General features: G+C 61.1%; 14 protein-coding genes. 7 read left to right on the forward strand and 7 right to left on the reverse strand.

Translation table 11 applies throughout. The annotated features are described in order from the left end of the window. Positions 1 to 30: 30 nt before the first annotated feature. On the reverse strand, positions 31 to 375 hold the full coding sequence (locus NW814_RS06320) for an STAS domain-containing protein (RefSeq protein WP_414405623.1): 345 nt from the start codon (positions 373 to 375) through the stop codon (positions 31 to 33). Between the two features lie 112 nt (positions 376 to 487). Here NW814_RS06320 and NW814_RS06325 point away from each other — a divergent pair, with 112 nt between their 5' ends. The 3 genes from NW814_RS06325 to lgt all read left to right on the forward strand — a co-directional run bounded on the left by NW814_RS06325 (position 488) and on the right by lgt (position 3,796). After that, a complete protein-coding gene (locus NW814_RS06325; RefSeq protein ID WP_414405624.1) occupies positions 488 to 1,705 on the forward strand; it encodes a glycosyltransferase family 2 protein in 1,218 nt (405 codons plus the stop codon). 187 nt (positions 1,706 to 1,892) lie between these two features. Beyond that, the gene (locus tag NW814_RS06330; RefSeq protein WP_414405625.1) at positions 1,893 to 2,585 is read left to right on the forward strand and encodes a response regulator transcription factor; all 693 of its coding nucleotides are present in this window, start codon (positions 1,893 to 1,895) and stop codon (positions 2,583 to 2,585) included. 86 nt (positions 2,586 to 2,671) lie between these two features. Beyond that, positions 2,672 to 3,796, forward strand: coding sequence for a prolipoprotein diacylglyceryl transferase (lgt, locus tag NW814_RS06335; protein ID WP_414405626.1), 1,125 nt, complete (start codon positions 2,672 to 2,674; stop codon positions 3,794 to 3,796). 8 nt (positions 3,797 to 3,804) lie between these two features. Here the strand turns inward: lgt and NW814_RS06340 are convergent, their stop codons facing one another. The 5 genes from NW814_RS06340 to NW814_RS06360 form a co-directional block, all read right to left on the reverse strand. Beyond that, entirely contained in the window at positions 3,805 to 5,739 is a 1,935-nt protein-coding gene (locus NW814_RS06340; protein ID WP_414405627.1) for a tetratricopeptide repeat protein, read from the reverse strand. Positions 5,740 to 5,760: 21 nt separating this feature from the next. Then, positions 5,761 to 7,242 (reverse strand): site-2 protease family protein, encoded by a 1,482-nt coding sequence (locus NW814_RS06345; RefSeq protein ID WP_414405628.1) that lies wholly within the window; start codon positions 7,240 to 7,242, stop codon positions 5,761 to 5,763. A 47-nt stretch (positions 7,243 to 7,289) separates the two neighbouring features. Further along, a complete protein-coding gene (gene acsF / locus NW814_RS06350) occupies positions 7,290 to 8,381 on the reverse strand; it encodes a magnesium-protoporphyrin IX monomethyl ester (oxidative) cyclase (protein ID WP_414405629.1) in 1,092 nt (363 codons plus the stop codon). Positions 8,382 to 8,481: 100 nt separating this feature from the next. Continuing rightward, positions 8,482 to 13,071: a glutamate synthase-related protein gene (locus tag NW814_RS06355; RefSeq protein WP_414405630.1), complete on the reverse strand. Its 4,590-nt coding sequence runs from the start codon at positions 13,069 to 13,071 to the stop codon at positions 8,482 to 8,484. A 210-nt stretch (positions 13,072 to 13,281) separates the two neighbouring features. Further along, positions 13,282 to 14,382: a hypothetical protein gene (locus NW814_RS06360; protein ID WP_414405631.1), complete on the reverse strand. Its 1,101-nt coding sequence runs from the start codon at positions 14,380 to 14,382 to the stop codon at positions 13,282 to 13,284. 463 nt (positions 14,383 to 14,845) lie between these two features. Between NW814_RS06360 and NW814_RS06365 the strand changes: the two genes are divergently transcribed. The 3 genes from NW814_RS06365 to NW814_RS06375 all read left to right on the forward strand — a co-directional run bounded on the left by NW814_RS06365 (position 14,846) and on the right by NW814_RS06375 (position 17,541). After that, the gene (locus NW814_RS06365; RefSeq protein ID WP_414405632.1) at positions 14,846 to 15,862 is read left to right on the forward strand and encodes an ATP-binding cassette domain-containing protein; all 1,017 of its coding nucleotides are present in this window, start codon (positions 14,846 to 14,848) and stop codon (positions 15,860 to 15,862) included. 46 nt (positions 15,863 to 15,908) lie between these two features. Then, on the forward strand, positions 15,909 to 16,763 hold the full coding sequence (locus tag NW814_RS06370; protein WP_414394712.1) for an ABC transporter permease: 855 nt from the start codon (positions 15,909 to 15,911) through the stop codon (positions 16,761 to 16,763). A gap of 127 nt (positions 16,764 to 16,890) precedes the next feature. After that, the gene (locus NW814_RS06375; protein ID WP_414405633.1) at positions 16,891 to 17,541 is read left to right on the forward strand and encodes a class I SAM-dependent methyltransferase; all 651 of its coding nucleotides are present in this window, start codon (positions 16,891 to 16,893) and stop codon (positions 17,539 to 17,541) included. A gap of 17 nt (positions 17,542 to 17,558) precedes the next feature. Here the strand turns inward: NW814_RS06375 and NW814_RS06380 are convergent, their stop codons facing one another. Then, entirely contained in the window at positions 17,559 to 18,482 is a 924-nt protein-coding gene (locus NW814_RS06380) for an NAD(+) kinase (RefSeq protein ID WP_414394708.1), read from the reverse strand. Positions 18,483 to 18,657: 175 nt separating this feature from the next. On the opposite strand from NW814_RS06380, the gene ispE reads away from it, so the two are divergent. Continuing rightward, the gene (gene ispE, locus NW814_RS06385; protein ID WP_414405634.1) at positions 18,658 to 19,113 is read left to right on the forward strand and encodes a 4-(cytidine 5'-diphospho)-2-C-methyl-D-erythritol kinase; all 456 of its coding nucleotides are present in this window, start codon (positions 18,658 to 18,660) and stop codon (positions 19,111 to 19,113) included. The last annotated feature ends 56 nt before the right edge of the window (positions 19,114 to 19,169 follow it).

Here is a 19,169-nt window from a genome sequence, read left to right on the forward strand (position 1 = left end):
GGTAGCAGAACTTGCAACTAGCCGTCCCCCTCAGGCGTCAGAGAGATCCTTGAGGGCCGCTTCCACCGAGGGATAAGTCTTGAAAAGAGAGTCCAGACGGGTAACCTTGAGAACTGTCTTGGCTTTCTCTCCTAAACCGCAGAGCTTGAGATGACAGTCGGCGGCGGCGCAGGCGCGTCTTGCCCACACCAAAGCCGAAACTCCCCCGCTGTCGATCTGCGTAACCTGGCTCAGATCCAGCAAGAGGTGCTTGGGTTTCTTGGCGAGAATCTGACTCAGCTCTTTCTGCACCAAAGCAGGCTCCAGCTGTCCTGCAGGAGGCTTGACGAGGGCGACAAGGGATCCCCCGGGGCTGAGCTGAGTGGAAACATCCACAAAGGGCTAAGAAAGAAAAAGCCGAGGGCAAGGGTCACCTTGATTCTGAACCAGAGCCACCGGCTTGGGCCTTGCTGGGCAACTTTTATTTGGAGGTAGGAAGGTAGCCCTAATGGATACGCACGCGATCCCGATGGAGGATGCGGCTGCCTTGGGTTTGTTGGCCCTACAGCTGCCGATGGCGGCGGTGTTGCTGGCCCGGCTGCTGCCCTCTCTGTGGCGTCCTTCTCCTCTCCCTCCTGGTCAACCGGGGATCCCTTTTCCGCCGGGCTTGGTCAGCGTCTTGCTGCCTACCCTCAACGAAGCCGAGCGCCTGGATCCCTGCCTGGAAGGGCTGCACCGCCAGGGAGCGGTCGTGCGCGAGGTACTGGTGGTGGATAGCCGCTCCCAGGATGGCACCCGCGAAAAAGTGCTGCAGATGGCCAAGCGGGATCCCCGCTTTCGCCTCTTGACCGACGATCCCCTGCCCAGCGGCTGGGTGGGTCGTCCCTGGGCGTTGCACTACGGATTTCTCCATGCGGATCCCGCTTCTGAGTGGATCTTGGGCATTGATGCCGATACCCGCCCCCAGCCGGGCTTGGTGGAGCGCTTGCTGGAAACTGCCCAGGCCAAAGGGCTGGATCTCCTCACCCTGGCGCCGCAGTTTATCCTGCAGCACTGGGGGGAAGGCTGGCTCCAACCAGCTCTTTTGGCAACCCTAATTTACCGCTATGGAGCGCCAGGGGACACTGCTACTACCCTGCCAGAGCGGACGATGGCCAATGGGCAGTGCATGTTGGTGCGCCGCTCGGTGCTAGAAGCCATGAACGGCTACACGCTGGCGCGGGCCTCCTTCTGCGACGATGTCACCCTGGTGCGGCAGATTGCGGCAGCCGGCTTTAAGGTAGCTTTCTGCAACGGTCGGCACCTGCTCAAGGTGCGCATGTACACTTCTTTGGCCGAAACTTGGCGGGAGTGGGGCCGATCCCTGGACTTGAAAGATGCCACTCCTGCAGCCCAACTGTGGGGGGATATCGCCCTACTGGTGCTTACCCAAGGGATCCCAGTCTTAGCGGTTGGGGGTCTGGGGCTCAAGGCCGGGCTGGGGTTCCCCTTTTCCCTAACGGAGCAGGTGCTGCTGGGTCTTAACCTGGGCCTAGTTGCCTTGCGACTGGGAGTCCTTGTGGGCATTCGCGGCTCCTACCAAGATCCCCCCTGGACGTTTTGGGCTTCGCCGCTGGCGGATCCCTTGGCCGTCCTGCGAGTGATCCTGTCGGCCCTCAGCCGGCCCCGCTCTTGGCGCGGGCGCACCTACTCGTCATCAGCCGAGCGTAGGAGGAGTGGGGGTTAATCTAAGTGTTCGCCACCCTCGGTTTCGGGGATAGCTGGGAGATCCTGTAGCTGCAGCAAATCTCTCCTTCAGGCAGCAGCCGCTTGTGGGACACGTAGCTGGCGCAGGCTTCACGTTACCCCGCCTGTCAATGGCTAAGGTATGCTGGTGGGCAGGGAGCCGATTTCCCGCCTCTTCTGGAGAGAATATGCCCGAGCCGGAATCCTCCTCTGCCCACATTCTGGTGATCGAAGATGAGGCCAAGTTGGCCCGTTTTCTGGAAACTGGGCTGACCTATGAAGGGTACCGAGTCAGTGTGGTCGGCGATGGCACGGCGGGGCTGGCGGCAGCCCGCACCCAAAACCCCGACCTGGTGCTCTTGGACTGGATGTTGCCCGAGATCTCGGGGTTGGAGGTTTGTCGCCAGTTGCGCTTGACGGGCAACCGCGTGCCGGTGGTGCTAATGACGGCTAGCGATGAGGTGGCAGCTCGGGCGGCAGGGCTGGAGGCCGGGGCGGATGATTATGTCGTGAAACCCTTTAGCCTTCAGGAGTTACTGGCGCGGATACGGATCTATTTGCAGCACCCCAAGGGATCCCCCCATGGCCAGTTGGTGTTCATGGATCTAACGCTGGATCCCGTGACGCGGGAGGTGAGGCGGGGAGAGCGCCAGGTGGAGCTGACCGCTAAAGAATACGAGCTGTTGCGCTACCTCATGGAACATCCCCGCCAGGTGCTCACCCGCCAGCAGATTCTGGAGCATGTGTGGGGGCACGACTTTGCAGGCGACTCTAACATCATCGAGGTTTACATTCGCTACTTGCGTCTTAAGATCGAAGCTCCAGGAGAGAAGCGCCTCATCCAGACGGTGCGCGGGGTAGGCTACGTGTTGCGAGACTAGGAGCGCAACCGGAAAATTCGTCCTACTGGCGCGGCGTGGAAGCTAACTGCTGGAACTAAGTTGGGGGATTGGGGGTGCAGAGCGTGATGGGGATGAATCTACGGGGTACTGAGCTGCTAGGCCTTACTTTTAGCTCGCCCGGAGAATTTGTCTTCCGCTTTCCCCCCAGCACTCCCCTGGTGGGCGGGCTAGGTTTGCGCTGGTACGGCCTGCTGATGGGCATTGCCGTGTTGGTTGGCCTAATCCTGACCAAAGCCCTAGCGGAGGCCCGTCACCTTGAGAAAGAGCCGGGCAAGGCCGGCGAGCGGGTTGAAGCTCTGGCCCTGTGGCTAGTGGTGTCGGGGTTTCTGGGCGCCCGCCTCTACTACGTCCTCACCCATTGGTCAGAGTTCCGAGACAACCCCCTCTTGGCCTTTGCCATCTGGCGGGGAGGCATCATCATCCACGGTGGGATCTTGGCAGGGGCGCTTGCCCTTTACCTCTATTGCCGCGCCACCGGGATCAACGGGTGGAAGTACGCCGATGTGATTACCCCCGGCTTGATCTTAGGCCAAGCCATTGGGCGCTGGGGCAATTTTTTCAACTCCGAGGCCTACGGTGCCCCCATTCCTCCTGACAGCAGTTGGCCTTTGCGGATATATATCCCTCCCGAGGCCCGCGAGCCGGAACACAGCCAGTTTGAGTTTTTTCACCCCATCTTCTTTTACGAAAGCCTCCTTAACCTGGTTCTGTTTGCCCTCTTGATGGGGATGTTCTGGCGCTTTCCCAAGCTTAAGGATGGCACTTGGGTCTGGACCTATGTCGTCGGCTACAGCCTGATTCGCATCCCCTATGAAATCTTACGCGTGTCGGCGGTGGCCTATCTGCCGGGAACTTCCGTTAAGGCTGCCTATGTGGCCAGCGCCGTAGGCCTAGTGCTCGGGATCGGGATGCTAATCTACATGTACCGGCTGCGCTTTGATCCCGACCTGGAACAATTAGCCGCTTGGCTAGCCGAACAGGCGGGGCTGGAGCTGGAAACAGCTGCAGACCTTGTGCAGCGGGCCTGGGCCATCCAGCAACAACATCGCCGTGCTGACTTGCTGGATCGCGTCACCCTAGCCATGCCCCATTTTTCCAGCGCGGTTGCTCCCCACCTCTCTTTGGGCCAGCGGGAGCTATTGATGCGGCAACTGCTCTGCCGTTTGGAAGGTCGGGACTCCGGCCAGTAAACTCCCCCTCAGCTCTTCAGAGTTTGCAGCCACGCTTCCAGGGCGCGGATGGGGGCGGGATCCCGGTAGACCCGCTCCTGGCGGGCTTTTACCTGCCGGCCCACTTCCTCACGCCAGCGGTCGTCCAAGCCCAGCCGCACGGCAATCTGAACGTACTCATCCAGGCTAGAAGCAATGGTTTCGTGGAGCTCCATTTGCTGCAGGATGGCGTAGGTATGGCGGCCCCGCATCAGGGATCCCGGCAAGGTAACAATGGGCAGGCCGTGGGGCAAGGCTTCCAGGGTGGTGTTGCCGCCAGACCAGCCGATGCTGTCTAGGTAAACATCCCCCAGAGCGTTGTAGGCGGCATATTCGGCGGGCGAGAGCTCTGGCAGCAGCAGCACGTAGTCTTCGGCGGCCAGGCCGTAGGCGCGAAAGGCTCGCTGCAGCCGTTGCCAAAAGCGCTGGCGGATCCCTTGGGAAAGGCGGCCCTGGAGGAATAGGAATTGACACCGCCCCACCTCCCGGGCAATGCGGGGGAACACCTCATCGTATTGGGGCAGGTATTTGAACAAGGATTGGGCACAAAGGTAGAGCACCCTGTCGGGATCCACCCCCCAGGCCTGCCAGTCTACAGAAGCAGGTGCAACCTCCGAGGGGATGTAGTAGGTGCCGAGGCCGGGCAGGAGCAGGAGCTGCTCAGTGTAGTGGCTGGCCCCGTCCGGCGGTTCCATCAGCTCGCTGCTGATGAAGACATCCATTGTTGGTAGACCGGAAGTTTGGGGATGGCCCCAGGCCATGGCCTGTACCGGCGCCAAACGCAGGGCAGCCAGTTGAGCGCAGACCGGGTCGATGCCCACTTCTGGGTAGAGGAGCACGTCCAGTTGGGCCTCTCGAATGACTGCCTGCCACTCCATTAAGCTGCGGGATCCGGCCACAAACTGCTCAAAGCGAGAGGGCAGGGAGCGCGTGATCTCGTCTTGGATGGCCGAGGTGTGGAAGCCGTAGAGGGTCACTTGGGAGCGATCCAAAGCTTCTACCCAGCCGCGAGTTAGGATCTTCCAAACCGAGTGATCCCGGAACAGGCCGGAGACGATGCCTACCCGAAGCCGCCCAGGACGTCGCTGCCGGGGGAGGGAAGGCTGGGGGTAGCGAGCCGCCATGACCTCCCCCACTAGGGATCCGTACAGTTGCTGCAGCTCGCGGTCGTTCTGGCCCTGGTAGGGCAAAAAGAAAGGCTGGACAGAGCCGACGCCGGCAGCCGCTTGCTCCAGGGTTTCTGGATCCCGCGGCAGTTGCTCCCAGCGGGCCTTGACCTCTTCTAGGGCCTGGCGGTAGCGCTGGCGAGCGCTTGCTATCTGTTCCGGGGCGTCGTAGAGCAGGGGCAACTGGCTGACACACCAGCCCAGGGCGGCGGCCAAGTCGGCTGGATCCGCTTGCCAGAGTTGGTAGAACAGCTTGGCCGCTTCCTCCTCTTGCCCGCAATCGCGCAACAAGATGGCCAGGATATGGGCAGCATCGGTAAAGCCCGGCTGCAACTCCAGAGCCTGCAGCAGCGGCACCAGCGCCGCCTCCCACTCCCCCTGCTGCCGTAGCACCAGGCCTAGCTGGTACAGGACCTCTGGATCCGGCCCCCCCTGCTCCAACGCCTGCTGGAGGTGAGCTTTTGCCTCCTCCAGGTAACCTACCTGCTTGAGGGCAATTGCCAGATTGTAGTGGGCGTCGGGAAACCACGGCTGCTGCGCCAAGGCCTGCTGCATCAGGGCAATGGCTTCCTCCAGGACTCCCTGCTGCTGTCGGCAGACCCCCAAAAGGTGCAGCGCTTCCGGGTGGGCGGGCCGGGCCTGCAACACCTGTTGGTAGAGGGAGATGGCCTCTTCCAGTTGCCCCCGCTGGTGATGGTGGACAGCCTGAACCAGCAGGGCCTGCAGGTGCTTTTCTTGGTCCTCTCGGCTGGGGCCCAAGCCTTTTCCTGGCAGCGACATTTAGCCGTTGGGGAGGTTGAGGAAGCCCGCCAAGGCGGGGGCAATTGGCAGCAGGGTCATCACCATCAAAAAGAGGGCTAGCAGCGCCAAGGCATCCCGCTGGCCGTCGGTTTCCGTAATCTCATCTTGCGGGGGACGCTCCGGCTCACGAGCAATAAAGAGAATGAGCAGCGCCCAGTAGAGGGCCAAGACGTTGCTGATGGCTGCCACGGCCAACGCAATGAGGGTAATCACCGTGGCGCGGGCTGCTGTCTTACGCCCATACACGGCCTGCACAATGCGACCCCCGTCCAACTGGCCAGCAGGCAGCAGGCTCAAGGCGGTGATGGCCAGCCCAATCCAGCCCACGGCCACGAAGGGGTGAATGGGCACCAGCTCCGCCTGTAGCTGGGATCCCAGCACCAGCCGCGCCAGGGTGCCCACCAGGATGGAGCTGCGAAAGATCTCCGTAGGCACGTACACGCCTCCAGCGCCCGAGAGCTTCAGGCCAACCAGCAGCACCACCAAGGAAAGGAGACCGCCCGCCGCCGGGCCGGCAAAGGCGATGTCGAAGAGGGCCTTGCGGTTGGGCACCGGCGATTGGATGCGGTTTAGGGATCCCAGGGTGCCAATCCCTAGGCTGGGGATAACAAAAGCGGGGCTGAGGCGCACCCCATACTTGCCGGCCATCCAGCGGTGTCCGGTCTCGTGCACCAGCAAAATGGCAAAGATCCCAGCTGCCACGGGCAGAGCTTCCACCCAGCGCCCTGGCGCCTCCAACAGCCGGAAGCCCAGCAAGTTGGCCCCCACCTCTAGGGTGGCCAGAAAGCTAGCTAGCATTAGGCCTGCGGCCAGAATCTGGGCTCCCCTCGAGGCGCGGTAGTTAACTATCTCGTCTGGCAGAACCACCACCGCCGGCTTTTCCGAGGCATCCTCGACCAAAAACAGTTGGTAGCGGCTGCCCACGCGCTCTTTGAGCTTTTCCACCAGTAGGGGTACGACCACCTCGGCGTCCCCGCGGAGGTTGCCCTTAAAGATGGCCCCCTCCCCATAGGGGATGGTTTCAGTAACAAAAAAGGTGTCCAGGCTGAAGATGGATTGGATAGCTTGCAAATCCTCGGCGGAGATCTTGCGCAGAAACCCTGCTGGCTCCGCCCCAGCCTGGGTCGACGCCTCCGCTGCCCCTTCTGGTTGCCCCTCTAAACTAGCCAACTGCTGCCGCCGCGCTTGCAGCTCCTGCTGGGCCAACTGGCGGGTTTTGCGCCCCACGGCAATGTAGAGCCCCGTAAACACCAGCAAGAGCAGCAAGAAGCCGGCAAAGTTGAGGTAAACCCCCACCAGCAGCAGCCCCAGGAAGATCACCCACGGCAAAAGGAGCAGGGATCCCTGCAGCCACATCCAGACGGCTAGGGATCCCCGCCGGCGGGCTCGCCAGAAGCCCCAACCCAAAAAGGCCAGCGTTCCCAGCAAAAAGAGCGGTGTAATCCCAGCAGCAATGTTCATGGCTGACCTAGCAAGGCTGTACGGGTATCCAGCTAGGGCAAGAGGGCTTAGGCGGAAACGACTGCTCCTTCAAAACGAGGCTCTGGCTCCTCCCACAGGTAGAAGCCAGCTTTGCGCGGTTTGAGTAAGAACAGCCGCAGGAACTGGTAGGCGTTGTTGAGGTAAAGCGGCAGCTTGCGCAGACCCTTGAAGGGGCCAGATCCCCGCTCAATCTCCCTCAGTTTGGCGTTGTTGGCTATACACTTCTGCAGCCGCCGCACAAACTCAGGGTTTTCCACATCCAATACCACTGGGAACACCTTAGCCGCCTCGCGGTTGGTTTTGTAGATTACCTCCATGTCATAGGCATGGGGATCCAGGCCGAGGAGGCGGTAGAAACCCGGGCGCTCGCCCACGTCGTTGAGGTACATGGTGGCAAACACCGACAGCAGGAAGAAGCGGCACCAGAGTTCAGCTACCCATCCCCTGAGCAGCCGTGGCTGGCTAAGAAGCACAAGGGCAAAGAAGTCGCCGTGCCGGTTCTCGTCCTGGCACCAGTTCTTGAAGAAATTGAAGATGGGGTAGATGCGGTTTTCAGGATGGGCCTCTAGGTGGCGGTAGATGAGGATGTAGCGCCAGTAGCCAATCTTCTCGGAAAGATAAGTGGCGTAGAAGATAAAGCGGGGCGCGAAATAGGTGTAGGACTTGTGCTTGGTTAAAAAGCCTAGATCAAAGGCCATGTTAAAGTCGCCCATGGCCCGGTTGAGGAAGCCGGCGTGGCGGGCTTCATCCCGGCTCATGAGGGCAAAGCACTCGGCCAAGATGGGGTTGGTCTTTTTCAGCCGACGGGATAACTCCTTGTAGAGGAGGAAGCCGGAGAACTCTGCCGTGCAGGAGCGCTCCAAAAACTCCACAAACAGCCGACGCGCCTCCGGATCGAGGCGACTTTCCCAGTCTTGGTTAAACTCCTCGCCGCGGACAAAGTGGTGGCGGTTGTAGTCGGCGCGAAACTCCTCCAGAATGGCTCGGAAGTCGGCCTCCCGATCCCCTAGGCTCATCTTGCCAATGGCTTCGAAATCGGTGGTGTAGAAGCGCGGTGTCAGGATAGTCTCCTTGGGTACTCGCGCCTGAATCTTGGCGGCTTCCAGGCTGGAACTCATAGGTAGCTAAAACAGATAAAAACCAGCTACACCCTCGCAGTTTACCAGTTCCCTTAGCTGCCGTGGGGATAAGAAGTGTTACCAACAGACCCTGAAACTCCTACGACTGCACTGCCGCTGGCTGGGATCGGGCGGGATCCGTTAGCTCACTGCCCTCTTCGGAAGGGGGAACCACCTGCCAGAAGAGAGGGAGGTAGCGCTCCCAGTTCTTGAGGATGCGCTCAGCTTTGGGGGAATGGGTGCGGCGGTAGTGCTCCTGGACCAGGCCCTTGAGTTGCGCTTCCGCTGCTGCGGTTTGCACCCGCTGAATGCGCACGATCTCGCCGTTGACCTTGGCGGGGAAGTTGCCCTCCTCATCCAGCACGTAGGCCAGGCCGCCGGTCATGCCTGCCCCCAGGTTGCGGCCCACCCGGCCCAGCACCACCACCACGCCGCCGGTCATGTATTCGCAGCAGTGGTCGCCAGCCCCCTCGACGACTGCCTGGGCACCGGAGTTGCGTACGGCAAAGCGCTCTCCCGCCTGGCCGTTGGCAAACAGGGATCCGCCCGTGGCCCCGTACAGGCAGGTGTTGCCCAGGATCACGTTTTCCGCCGGATCCCGTGGGGCTTCTGGGGGAGCTAGGATGACGATTTCGCCGCCGCACATGCTCTTGCCCACGTAGTCGTTGGCTTCTCCCGTCAGGGTGAGGCGCATGCCCGCCAGGGTAAAGGCCCCAAAGCTCTGGCCGGCTGTGCCCACAAAGCGCAGATCCAACAGCCCCCCCTGCTGGGCAAAGCCCCCATCCCCATACCGCCGAGCCAGGGTGCCGGCGATGCGCCCGCCCACACAGCGGTCGGTGTTCGCGATGGGGAGTTCCAACGTGGCTGTGCCGCAGGTCTCAATAGCCTTTTGCACCTCAGGCCGGGCCAGGATCTGCTCGTCCAGCACCGGGCCATTGGAGTGCACCGGCTCATGGTCTAGCCACTCGGGCTGACGGTGAGGATCAAAGCCAGGGGGAGTTCGCAGCAGACAGTCCAACTGGAGAGACTGGGTTTTTTCCAAAGCCACGTCGGCGCGGGGGCAGAGCAGATCCACCCGCCCAATGACCTCTTTGAGGGAGCGGTAGCCTAGGCGGGCTAGGATCTGGCGCACCTCCTCGGCCACAAAGGTAAAGAAAGTTACTACCTGATCTGGAGTGCCAGGGAAGCGCTTGCGCAGCTCCTCCTTTTGGCTCGTCACCCCCACCGGGCAGTTGTTGGTGTGGCACACCCGCGCCATGATGCACCCCTCGGCAATCATGGCTACGGTTCCAAAGCCAAACTCCTCCGCTCCCAGCATGGCCGCCATCACCACCTCCCAGCCGGTGCGCAGGCCGCCATCCACTCGCAAAATCACTCGCTGCCGCAGGCCGTTTTCCAAGAGGGCGTGATGCACCTCCACTAAGCCCAGCTCCCAGGGTGAGCCTGCGTGCTTGATGGAGCTAAGGGGAGAGGCCCCTGTACCCCCTTCGTGGCCGGAGATCTGGATGATGTCGGCATTGGCTTTGGCTACCCCTGCTGCCACCGTGCCGATGCCCACCTCCGCTACCAGTTTCACCGACACCTGCGCCTGGGGGTTGACCTGGTGGAGGTCGAAGATCAACTGGGCCAGATCCTCGATGGAGTAGATGTCGTGGTGGGGCGGCGGCGAGATCAGGGTTACCCCTGGCTTGGAGCGGCGCAGCTTGGCAATGTAGGGGCTGACCTTTGAGCCGGGCAGTTGCCCGCCCTCGCCTGGCTTGGCGCCCTGGGCAATCTTAATCTCGATTTGCTGCGCGTTGACCAAGTACTCAGGGGTTACGCCAAAGCGGCCCGAGGCCACCTGCTTCACTGCCGAGCTGGCGTTGTCCCCCATGCGCAAGCCCCTAAGGTGAGGGAACCGCGCCGAGGTTCCCTCCGGCGTCACATCGGTGATGGGGAGGTAGCGCTCTGGGTCCTCTCCGCCCTCGCCGGAGTTAGACTTGCCACCGATGCGGTTCATGGCAATGGCTAGGGTCTCGTGGGCTTCGCGGCTGAGGGCCCCTAGCGACATCCCCCCCGTGGTAAAACGCTTGAAGATGGCTGTAACGGGCTCTACCTCTTCCAGGGGAATGGGATCCCGGTCGCTGCGAAAGTCAAGCAGATCCCGTAGGGCCGTGGGGGGGCGGTTGCGCAAATAGGCCCGGTAGATCTCGTAGTGATCGGGCTGTCCAGAGGCGATGGCCCTATGCAGCAGCTTGGCCATTTCTGGGCTATTGATGTGGTACTCGCCCTTAGGCCGCGCTTGGATAAAGCCAAAGTTCTCCAGCTTTTTCGAGGTGAGCTGGGGGAAGGCCCGCTGGTGATTTACCATGCCCTCGCGAGCCAAGTCCGCCAGCGTCATTCCCCCCACCTGCGACACCGTGCCGCGGAAGGCCAGGTCGATCACCTCTTGGCTAAGGCCGATGGCCTCGAAGATCTGGGCCCCGTGGTAGCTGGAGAGGAGGGAAATGCCCATCTTGGAGAGGATCTTGAGCAACCCCGCCTCAATGGCTGCCCGGTACCGCAATTGGGCTTCAGCCACCGAAACCTGGGGCAGCTTGCCACTGGCCATCTGGGTCTGGGTCTTGGGCTTGTGCCACCACTGGCGCACCGCCTCGTAGGCCAGGTAGGGGCAGACGGCGCTGGCTCCATAGCCAATTAGGCAAGCAAAGTGGTGGGTACTCCAGCACTGGGCTGTCTCCACCACCAGAGAAGCGCGTAGGCGCAGCCCCTCCTGGATGAGGTGATGGTGGACGGCTCCCACGGCTAGCAGAGGCGGGATCAAGGCCTGCTCAGCGCTGAGGCCCCGATCCGAGAGGATTAAGATCTCTGCTCCCTCCCGCACTGCTTGCGCTGCCTCTTGGCACAGGGCCCGCACTTGGGCAGCCATTCCTGCTGGCCCGGCGGCGATTGGGTAGAGGGTCGGCAGCGTGCGACAAGGAAAGGGCGTGCGCTGCAGGGCGGCCAGCTCCGCCTCGTTGAGCACGGGGCTGCGTAGGTGCAGCAGGCGAGCATGCTCGGGCCGGATCTGCAGCAGGTTGCCTTTGGAGCCCAGGTACATGTCCAAAGACATCACCAAGCTTTCCCGCAGGGGATCGATGGGGGGGTTGGTCACCTGGGCAAAGCGCTGCTTGAAGTAGTCATAAAGGGGGTGGGGCTGGGTGGAGAGCACCGCCAGCGGCGCATCATCTCCCATGCTGAAAACCGGCTCTTTGCCTGTGGCCGCCATCTCCTCGATGATCATCTCCACATCTTCCAAGGAGTAGCCGCAGGCCGTCTGCAGCTGGAGGAGTTGCTCCTCGGTAAGCTGCGGGGCGCTCTCAAAGTCTTGGCTAGGAAGCTGAACGCGGTAAGTCTTCAACCACTCCCCATAGGGGTGCTGAGCTGCCACCTGGGTCTTGATCTCCCAGTTTTTGTAGAGCTGGCCGCTTTGCAGATCCACCATGAGCATCTGCCCTGGCCCCAGCCGCCCCTTTTCTAGGATCTCGGCTTCCGGCAGGGAAACCACCCCCACTTCCGAGGCGACCACCAGCAATCCATCGCGGCTAAGGGCGTAGCGGGCCGGGCGTAGGCCATTGCGATCCAGCGTGGCTCCAATAGTTTTGCCATCGCAGAAGACCACCATGGCCGGCCCATCCCATGCTTCCTGCAGGCCGGCAAAAAACTCGTAGAAGTCGGCCACTTCGGGATGACTGGCTAACTCCGGCTGGTGGCGGTAGGCCTCCGGGATCAGCACCATCATTGCCTGCTGGCTGGAGTAGCCCGAGGCAATCAAGAGCTCGAAGACCGCGTCCAGGCCTGCTGAGTCGCTGGTGCCGGGGTCAATGACGGGTTTGAGCTCCTCAATGGCCTCGCCCCAAAAGGGATGGGCCAAAGAGGACTCGCGGGCAGCCATCCAGTTGACATTGCCCAGGTAGGTATTGATCTCGCCGTTGTGGCAGAGGTAGCGGAAGGGTTGGGCCAGGGACCACCGCGGCAGGGTGTTGGTGCTGAAGCGGCGGTGGTAGGTGGCGTAGGCAGTGGTGTAGAGGGGGTCTTGCAGATCGCGGTAAAACTGGCCCAGCGCGGCTGACTGCACCATGCCTTTATAGACAATCAGCCGGCAGGAGAGGGAGGCAAAGTAGGGGGAATGAACGCCAAACCGGCTCTCCACCTGTTGCCGCAGGCGCCGCCGCAAGAGGTAAAGCTGCCGCTCCAGCTCGTCTCCCTCCAGCGTGGGGTGAGTAAGCAGCATCTGCCAGATGGAGGGCAGGGTCTGCCGCGCCATCGGCCCCAGGCAGTCTGGATTAACTGGCACCTGGCGCCAGATGGGCTGCCCCCACTCCGTGGTCACCAAGTAGTCGTCGATGAGCTGGCGCACTGCCTGGCACTCAGCGGGATCCTGGGGCAAAAACAGCATGCCCACTGCACTGCGGCTGGGATCCCAAGCTCGAATGGCCTCAAGCTCTGCCTGCAGCAGCTTCCAGGGAATAGCTGTAGCAATACCGGCTCCATCCCCACTTTGGCTGTCCCCGCCGCAGCCGCCGCGGTGCTCCATGCAGGCAAGGGCAGCGAGGGTTTTTTGCAGCAGCTCGTGGCTGGCTCTTCCCTGGCGATCTACCAAAAACCCGACGCCACAGCTATCCCGCTCTTGGAAGTGCCAGCTTGCGTTCAGGATGGGAGCCGGATTCATAGGGTGAAGAAACAGTCTTGGAGCAGTCCACGCCTTTTGAGATATGGAAGACTAGCATATCGCAATCAATCCTACAGGAAAAGGGGGCAGCCCTAAGTCAGGCTGGACTTTGCCGATGGGGAAAGAAAGGCCAAAAGGTTTGCTATGAACAAAACCAGGGCAAATGCCCCAGCTTGCCTTGGTTCGCCGGGTTGCCAAGTGGCAATTTTTTTACCTAAAGAAGTCGGGAAATACATTTCGCAGATTAGAGAGCTGCTCGTTAAAGCAGGTGAGGCGATCCCCACTAGCGCTCACCATCGTTAGGTCGGCCCGCCCGGTCGCGCCCTCGGATCCCAAGAGAGGAACGCTCATCCGGCTGGGATCCTCAGGATTCTGGGAGACGCGGATAACAGCTCGCTCTCGGTTGAACTGATAGGCCTCGGCCACGTAGCGGATGGGCTCACTCAAGCTGGGCTCCACTGGCAAGCCGGGGGCTGGCAAAAGATCCACTAGCTCGGTAAAGGTGCCGCTCCGCAAGCCCACCACGGCAGCAGCTCCCAACTGGTTGCAGATGGCAATGAGCACGGGTTCCTGGGCGCTGGCGCTGACGTTGGTCAAGGTGACAGTGACATTGGCCCGGCTGGGTGCTGGGGGATAAGTAATCTCAAAGAGGCGGGCAGGGGCATTGCCCAGCTCGTCGCGGATGCGAAAGCGAAGCTGCCCCCTGTAGGGCAGGATGGAAGAAAAGTAGAAGCCGAAGCGGTCACTGGGGCCACGTCCAGGGATGTTGGCCTGGCCAGGGACGTAGGCGAGGACGGCCCGGCTTTGCCAGTTGTTGGGGGGCGCGTAGGGCAGCAAGGGGCCGCTGTCAAGGCTGGGGGGATCCTGGGGAGGTGGATCCGGCTGGCCATCCCTGTTTAGATCCAGGCCATTGCCCAAAAAGGCCACTGAGCGCTGGAGCAGGATGGGACGGTTTTGGTTATCGACTAGAGGAGGTCGCCCTTCCGCCAGCCCTGCGTTCTCCACATAGACGTTAAAAGGGCGATTCAAGATCTGGTTGTCCCGCCGCCGCCGCACGTTGAACTGGAGGTAAGGCCCCACCGCACCTGCTGTTGGGGATCCCCCCGTAATTTCAAAGTCATCGGCCCGCAAAAAGACGTTTTCTAGCGGGCTAGGCGGAGTTGTTGCCTCCCCGCAGCCGACTAGGCCAAGGGCAAAGGCTACTAAAGCTACAAAGGCTGCACCAGATCCCCCCTTTCTGGGGAAAGCTCGGTCTTTCCAGGCCGGCAGGCAAGCTTTGGCTTCAGCCTTCATCTCCACAACAGTTGGCAAGGGTTTGCCGCCCGCAACCTGCCCAATGGCCTGTACCACTATACCGCTCTGAAAGACTTATACAACCCCGGACAAAAGCGGACTTTTGATCCAGGTTGAGGCTTTCTTCCTGCTTCCACGACCCGTAGCTAGTGGTAGGCTTAACTCCTACTACCCCGCCAGAGGGATCTCCGCAGGTGTGACTTCCCCGCGAGCTGCAGGTAGTTGCTCCTTGCTCTTGATCGAGCACACAGGCTAAAGACGGAGCCTACTTTAGCCTAGGCGAAGTGCCTACCAGATAAAGATGCACCTGCAAGTCTACTAGCGCAGCTAATCCACGTCAAGGCAGAAAGTTCGTTACGCCACGCAGCGGCGCTCGCGTCAGCGGGACCGAGTCCTCATTGTCCAGTGAATCAAGGACTAGAGGAGAGCCCTAGGCTCGGTTTCTTATGCAGCTTGCTAGCCTAGAGGGAGCGAAAGGTGGATGCCCATGTCAAATACTCCTGCGGTCTTGGTTCAACACCTCCAGAAGCGCTACGGCTCCACGGTGGCTGTGGCGGATGTCTCCTTCCAAGTAGAGCCCGGCCAGATCTACGGCATTCTTGGCCCCAACGGCGCCGGCAAAACCACCACTCTGCACTGCCTGTGCACCCTGCTGCGCCCTGACGCGGGCCGGATCGAGGTGTGCGGGATCCCGGTCAACGAAAACCCCAGGGCGGTACGCGAAAAGCTGGGCTTTGTTGCCCAGGAGGTGGCTTTGGATAAGGTGCTGACGGGGCGAGAATTGCTGCAGTTGCAGGCCGACCTCTACCACCTGCCGCGGTCCTTGGCCCGAGAGCGGATTGCCACCGTCCTTGAATTGCTGGGGCTAGCCGACCGTGCCGACCAACGCATCGGCACCTACTCCAGCGGCCTGCGCAAACGCCTAGATCTGGCGGCAGGGCTGCTCCACCAGCCCCAGGTGCTGGTTTTGGACGAGCCCACGGTGGGCCTGGATATCCCCAGCCGGCAGGCCATCTGGGACTTTCTGCGCCAGCTTAGAAACACCGGCGTCACGGTGGTGCTCAGCAGCCATTACCTGGAAGAGATCGATCTATTGGCTGACCGGGTGGCCATCATCGACCGCGGCAAGCTGATTGCCGAAGGAACCCCAGAAGAGCTGAAAGCCCGCGTCGGCGGCGAGCGCATCACCGTCAAGCTGCAGGAGTTTGCCCCACCAGAACTGGCCCAGCGGGGTGCCGAACTGCTGGCCTCTCTGCCCTTTGTCCAAAAGGTGGTGATCAACAGCGCCCAGGGCAATGCCCTCAACTTGGTGGTGCAGCGGAATGGGGAGGATCCCCTCAGCCAGATCCGCGCCCACCTTGAGGCCCACGGGCTGGAGGTCTTCAGCAGTACCCAATCTCGCCCCAGCCTGGACGACGTGTATTTGGCGGCAACCGGGCAAACCCTCCTGGATGCAGAGCTGGCAGCTGCCGAGTCCAACTTAGGCAAGAAAAAGTAGTTTTTCCCTGATTCCCAATCCTTACCAAGTTTGCAGGAGCCTTCGTATGACCTCTGCTGCTTCCCCAATTCAATCCAGCCCAATTCCCCTTTTGACAGCAGAATTTTGGCAGGAAACTTTTGCCCTCACCCGCCGCTTGTTTATCCAACTGCAGCGTCGCCCTGTAACCCTGCTGGTTGGAATCATCCAGCCGCTGCTCTGGTTGATTTTGTTTGGAGCCTTGTTTCAGAATGCCCCTACTGGCATCTTTGGGGCCGGGCAAAACTACACCCAGTTTTTGGGAGCAGGCGTGATCGTGTTTACGGCCTTTGGCGGGGCTTTGAATGCGGGGGTGCCGGTGATTTTCGACCGGGAGTTCGGATTTTTAAACCGACTGCTGGTGGCTCCCCTCACCTCTCGCTTTTCCATTGTGCTGGCCTCCAGCCTGTTCATCGTCAGCGTGGCGCTGCTGCAGACGGCGGCAATCGTGGGGGCAGACTACGTCCTCGGCGGCGGGATCCCAGACGTGCGGGGCTTGGCGGTGGTGGCCTTGATCGTGGGCCTGTTGGTCTTGGGCTTCACTGCCCTGAGCTTGGGCCTAGCCTTTGCCATGCCGGGGCACCAGCAGTTGCTGGCTTTTATCTTTCTGGTCAACTTGCCTTTGATCTTCTCCAGCACGGCTTTGGCTCCCCTCAGCTTCATGCCCACCTGGCTGCGCTGGGTGGCCAGCCTTAACCCGCTCACCTTTGCCATCGAGCCAATTCGCCACGTCTACCGCACCAGCACCTGGAGCTTTGCCGATGTGGTGCTACAGGCTCCCTGGGGCAATCTCACCCTAGCGGGATCCCTGGGGCTCTTGACGGGGTTTGTGGTGGTGTCAGTGCTGCTGGTGCAGGGGGTGCTGCGCAAGGGCTTGGCCTGAGGGGCTTTGGGACTGGCTCGGGGAAGCCGAGTTGGTCTTGTGCCTTTCAAAGTCAATGGCAAGAAGCAGACTTCTCCTTTTGTCCTGCTACCTGGCTCCTTTTCGGAGGACGTTGGAGATTTTGGCCATGGCAGTTCTTGAAGATTGGCAGCGCTCCAAGCTAGATCCCAGCGACGATGCCCTCTTTTACAGCTACCCCCGCCTTGTAACCCATGTAGATGCTGGCTTCATCGGCCAGCTCACGGATCTCTACCGCCATTACTTGCGGCCCCAAACTCACATTCTCGACCTAATGAGCAGTTGGGTTTCCCATCTGCCGCCGGAGATGGATTTTGCCCATGTGGAAGGGCACGGGATGAATGCCGAAGAACTGGCGGCTAACCCTCGGCTTAACCATTTCTTCGTCCAGAACCTCAACCAAAACCCACTCCTGCCTTTCCCGGACTGCACTTTTGATGCCGTGCTGAACGCGGTTTCGGTGCAATACCTGCAGCAGCCGGAGCGAGTGTTTGCCGAGGTGCATCGCATCCTCAAGCCCCAAGGTCTGTTTATTGTCAGCTTCTCCAATCGCATGTTTTTCCAGAAGGCAATCCAAGCCTGGCGGGACAGCTCGGAAGCAGAGCGGGTGGAGCTGGTCAAGCGCTATTTCGAGGCGGTGCCAGGGTTTGAGATCGTCGAAGTCATCCAGCGGCCTGCTCCCCTGAGTTGGCTTGCCTTTCTGGCCGGAGGGGGCAGGGATCCTTTCTACGCCGTGGTTGGGCGGCGAGCTGCAGCTTAAGAGGCAGTAAGCGAAAGCTAGGGCAGCTCTACCGAGGTAGGCTTAGAAGCATAGGTCAGGCCCCAACCCAATTTCTCACGCATGACCCGGAAGAACTCCGGTCGGCGTAGGCGAATCAGGTCTGTGCAGTAGGGGGCGCGGACGACGCGAATTTGGTCTTCTGGCAGGATGTAGCAGCCAGCATTGCCGTCCGCTACCAAAACCAGCGGCTGAGGGCTGGCGGGGCTGATCCACACCTCTTCCGAATCGGGAAAGACCAGAGCCCGTGAGGCCATCGAGTGGGGGCAGATAGGGATCAACTGCAGCACGGGCAGGCTGGGAGTGATGACCGGTCCTCCTGCAGAAAGGGCATAGGCGGTGGAACCTGTGGGGGTGGCTAAAATGATGCCGTCGGCGGCCACATCCAGAGGGGAGTGCTCCCCAATGGTGACTTCAAAGTGGCACATGCTGGTCAAAGGCTCGCGGTGGAGCACCATCTCGTTGAGGCTAAGCACTTCCCAGCGCAATTCGTTGTCGCGGTAGGCCTGCACCAGCAACATGCTACGGCGATCCAGAATGTACTCGCCGGCAATGGCTGCCTTGGCCGCCTCTTCTAGGTGGGTTAGGTAGGTCTCCGTCAGAAAGCCCAAGTGGCCAGTGTTCACGGCCAGCAAGGGGATCCCTTTGGGAGCCAATTGCCGGGCTGCTGCCAAAACGGTGCCGTCTCCCCCCAGCACTACGGCAAACTTCATGTTCTCGTCAAAGCCGGCGGGGGCCAGGCTGTCCACCTTGGTCAAGCAGACGGGACTGTCAAGCTTGGCGTAGCCGAGGACGCCGCCCCAATTGGGGGCCACACAGACTTCCCACCCCTGCTCCTGAAACCAGCGGGAAAGGGTTTCGCTGCTGCGTTTAGCGGCAGGCTTGGCGTCGTTGTAGAGGATACCGACCTTGGGCTTGCTCATGGGAGGGGGAAGAGGTAGAGCGGTGCCAAAACTCTATCAGTTCTAGATAGCTGCCGCAAAAAAGAGCTGGCCCCCTGGCCCCAGCTCGGGTCACCGCCAGGGATAAGCTGGAAGAGCTCCCCAGTGAGTCTCTGGACGGGCTGAGGGGAGTTGAAAATGTTGTTCGCTTTTTCCCATGCAAGCCTGTACCCTGGTTGCCCGCGCCAAGATCAATCTTTACCTAGAGATCCTCGGATCCCGCCCCGACGGCTATTCCGAGGTGGCCATGATCCTGCAGAGCATCGCTTTGGCGGATCGCGTGCGTCTCCAGCGCCGCCCCCACGGGATCCACCTAATCTGTACTCACCCGGAAGTGCCGGCAGATGCCCGCAACCTGGCCTACCGCGCGGCTGAGCTGCTGCAAAAGGAGTGCCAGACCAATCTGGGGGTGGAGATCCACATCGAGAAGCAGATCCCCGTGGCGGCGGGCTTGGCAGGCGGCTCGGCCAATGCAGCGGCAGTTCTGGTGGGGTTGAACCAGCTCTGGGGCTTGGGCCTGACGGTCAGAGAACTGCAGCACTTGGCGGCCCGCTTGGGATCCGACATTCCCTTTTGCGTTCAGGGGGGCACGCAGCTAGCCACAGGACGGTGAGTAGTTTTACAGCCTCTGGCCGACTGGGTAGTGATCCCCCTGCTGTTGTCCATGCC

This window comes from Synechococcus sp. R65.1, assembly GCF_047461755.1.
Classification (GTDB): domain Bacteria; phylum Cyanobacteriota; class Cyanobacteriia; order Thermostichales; family Thermostichaceae; genus Thermostichus.

What these genes read in the sequence shown, in the direction of transcription:
- NW814_RS06325 (WP_414405624.1), top strand. Translation starts at nt 488, where the DNA reads ATGGATACGCACGCGATCCCGATGGAGGATGCGGCTGCCTTGGGTTTG.
- NW814_RS06330 (WP_414405625.1), top strand. Translation starts at nt 1,893, where the DNA reads ATGCCCGAGCCGGAATCCTCCTCTGCCCACATTCTGGTGATCGAAGAT.
- NW814_RS06375 (WP_414405633.1), top strand. Translation starts at nt 16,891, where the DNA reads ATGGCAGTTCTTGAAGATTGGCAGCGCTCCAAGCTAGATCCCAGCGAC.
- NW814_RS06345 (WP_414405628.1), bottom strand. Translation starts at nt 7,242, where the DNA reads ATGAACATTGCTGCTGGGATTACACCGCTCTTTTTGCTGGGAACGCTG.
- NW814_RS06355 (WP_414405630.1), bottom strand. Translation starts at nt 13,071, where the DNA reads ATGAATCCGGCTCCCATCCTGAACGCAAGCTGGCACTTCCAAGAGCGG.
- NW814_RS06365 (WP_414405632.1), top strand. Translation starts at nt 14,846, where the DNA reads ATGCCCATGTCAAATACTCCTGCGGTCTTGGTTCAACACCTCCAGAAG.
- NW814_RS06380 (WP_414394708.1), bottom strand. Translation starts at nt 18,482, where the DNA reads ATGAGCAAGCCCAAGGTCGGTATCCTCTACAACGACGCCAAGCCTGCC.
- NW814_RS06370 (WP_414394712.1), top strand. Translation starts at nt 15,909, where the DNA reads ATGACCTCTGCTGCTTCCCCAATTCAATCCAGCCCAATTCCCCTTTTG.
- acsF (WP_414405629.1), bottom strand. Translation starts at nt 8,381, where the DNA reads ATGAGTTCCAGCCTGGAAGCCGCCAAGATTCAGGCGCGAGTACCCAAG.
- lgt (WP_414405626.1), top strand. Translation starts at nt 2,672, where the DNA reads ATGGGGATGAATCTACGGGGTACTGAGCTGCTAGGCCTTACTTTTAGC.
- ispE (WP_414405634.1), top strand. Translation starts at nt 18,658, where the DNA reads ATGCAAGCCTGTACCCTGGTTGCCCGCGCCAAGATCAATCTTTACCTA.